Origin of the sequence: Alteromonas halophila (assembly GCF_014651815.1) — a bacterium.
Lineage (GTDB): Bacteria > Pseudomonadota > Gammaproteobacteria > Enterobacterales > Alteromonadaceae > Alteromonas > Alteromonas halophila.
In genome coordinates, this window is record NZ_BMXP01000025.1 from 1 (window position 1) to 1520 (window position 1520).

A 1520-nucleotide genomic window follows, 5' to 3' on the forward strand; every position below is an offset into this window, starting at 1 on the left:
TTACATCGAGATGTTCTATAACAGCAAACGAAAACATGGTTCCAATAATCTACTGTCACCAGTAGAGTATGAAAATCGTTACGAAGAACGGCTGGGAAGTGTCTAGGTTAGTAGTGGCGATTCAGTATGCTGTTCATCAATCTGCTAAATCTCAGAAAGAGTAATCTAGCGAAAATTTGGCATGCCAAATTTTTTTAGTCTGACAGGTAAGGCAGAATCTCCATAAAAGCACTGTTTGCATCGCTATCTGAGATACACCTCTGTAATTTGCGACCTAAAATGCCCCATTTCCTGAGACACAGTCTGGAGTGCGACTGTTCTTGCGAATCCAAGTTGATTTAACTCTGCCATTCGCTCTTGTGCGTAGCTATGACGGAGACCGTGCCCTCCAGTTGAGAAGAAGAGCGCCCGCTTTGAAGCGCGACTAAACGAATCTGACCATTTCTTCCCTGCGCCAATATCGTAGCGCTGAAGATAGTTTATTTGCCGGTCTACTATAGTTACAGGTTGTTTAAATCTCTGATTTTCTAGTCGTTCGGCTAGATGAGTGGGAATAAGTACATTACGAACCAGGCCCCCCTTGCCTTGCACGGTATAGAGTTCTCCCGAACGGCCCTGCCACTTTGAAGAAAGCGCTTCTCGATCGTCTGGCCTTCGCTCATCGTGCCGAGAAAGTGTCAGAAGCTCGTGGGCTCAAAGACCAGCAGCATAAGCAATTTGGGTTGCCAGACGGTGGTTATTGTTTTGACAATCAGAAATAGCACTCGCTTGCTGCGCTGTGTATGCTCGAGAACTTTTTATTTCAGGCAATTCAGACTTAACACAATAAAGCGACTCATTAGGCTGGAGCTTTCCATTAACTTGCATCATTGCCTGAATGGCCTGCCGCTCCATATCAACTGTTTTTTGTCCCACCTCTTCAGCTCGACGTTCTAAGTAAAACCTGGCCTGCTCTGGTTTTATTGAATGCAGACCATTTAACTTATTAGCCTTGACCCATTTGGCTACATTCTGAAGCGCTTGCTTGTAGCTTCTCGCGGTACCAAGAGAGCGGATTACTTTTGATTTTGTAAGCTCTTTAATGACATTTTTAGCCTGGGTTTCTGGCTTGGCGAATTTAGGCATTTTTATCTAACCAGCGTTTAACTGTCGTCCAGTTCACCGTCACACCTCGTCTGATTAACCAGCGCTGCAATTCAGCTTTGCTTGCTCCTAAGAAGTACAGCTTACAAAGCTGCGAGCGGTACTTATCAAGCTTCGAGGTTTTCCGCCGTTTGCGAGTTATTAATTTGGTTTCAGCTTTCAGTCTTTCCACTTCATCTACTTCGTTAATATATGTCATATCGCGCCCTCTGAGTTGTAAGATTAACTGGCTGTTAAAGCTCAGCGACACTTGTTAGCAACAGTGCAAAACTGATCCACCCCAACAATTGAAAAGTGATCCACTGTGGACTAACTGATCCCTCCATAAGGAGGGACTTATGCTCACATTGGAACAATTTATGGAGATTCAAATCCTC

At 44.5% G+C, this 1520-nt stretch carries 2 protein-coding genes; both read right to left on the reverse strand.

Annotation, left to right across the window (positions count from 1 at the left end; all coding sequences use genetic code 11):
• Positions 1 to 693: 693 nt before the first annotated feature.
• Positions 694 to 1125 (reverse strand): site-specific integrase, encoded by a 432-nt coding sequence (locus IE054_RS17925; protein ID WP_308428296.1) that lies wholly within the window; start codon positions 1123 to 1125, stop codon positions 694 to 696.
• On the reverse strand, positions 1118 to 1342 hold the full coding sequence (locus IE054_RS17710; protein WP_189408592.1) for a hypothetical protein: 225 nt from the start codon (positions 1340 to 1342) through the stop codon (positions 1118 to 1120). The genes IE054_RS17925 and IE054_RS17710 overlap by 8 nt, the downstream gene beginning before the upstream one ends.
• Positions 1343 to 1520: the final 178 nt, after the last annotated feature.

Bases quoted from the DNA above. Each gene is read 5' to 3' on its own strand.
- IE054_RS17925 (WP_308428296.1), bottom strand. From the start codon at position 1,125: ATGCCTAAATTCGCCAAGCCAGAAACCCAGGCTAAAAATGTCATTAAA.
- IE054_RS17710 (WP_189408592.1), bottom strand. From the start codon at position 1,342: ATGACATATATTAACGAAGTAGATGAAGTGGAAAGACTGAAAGCTGAA.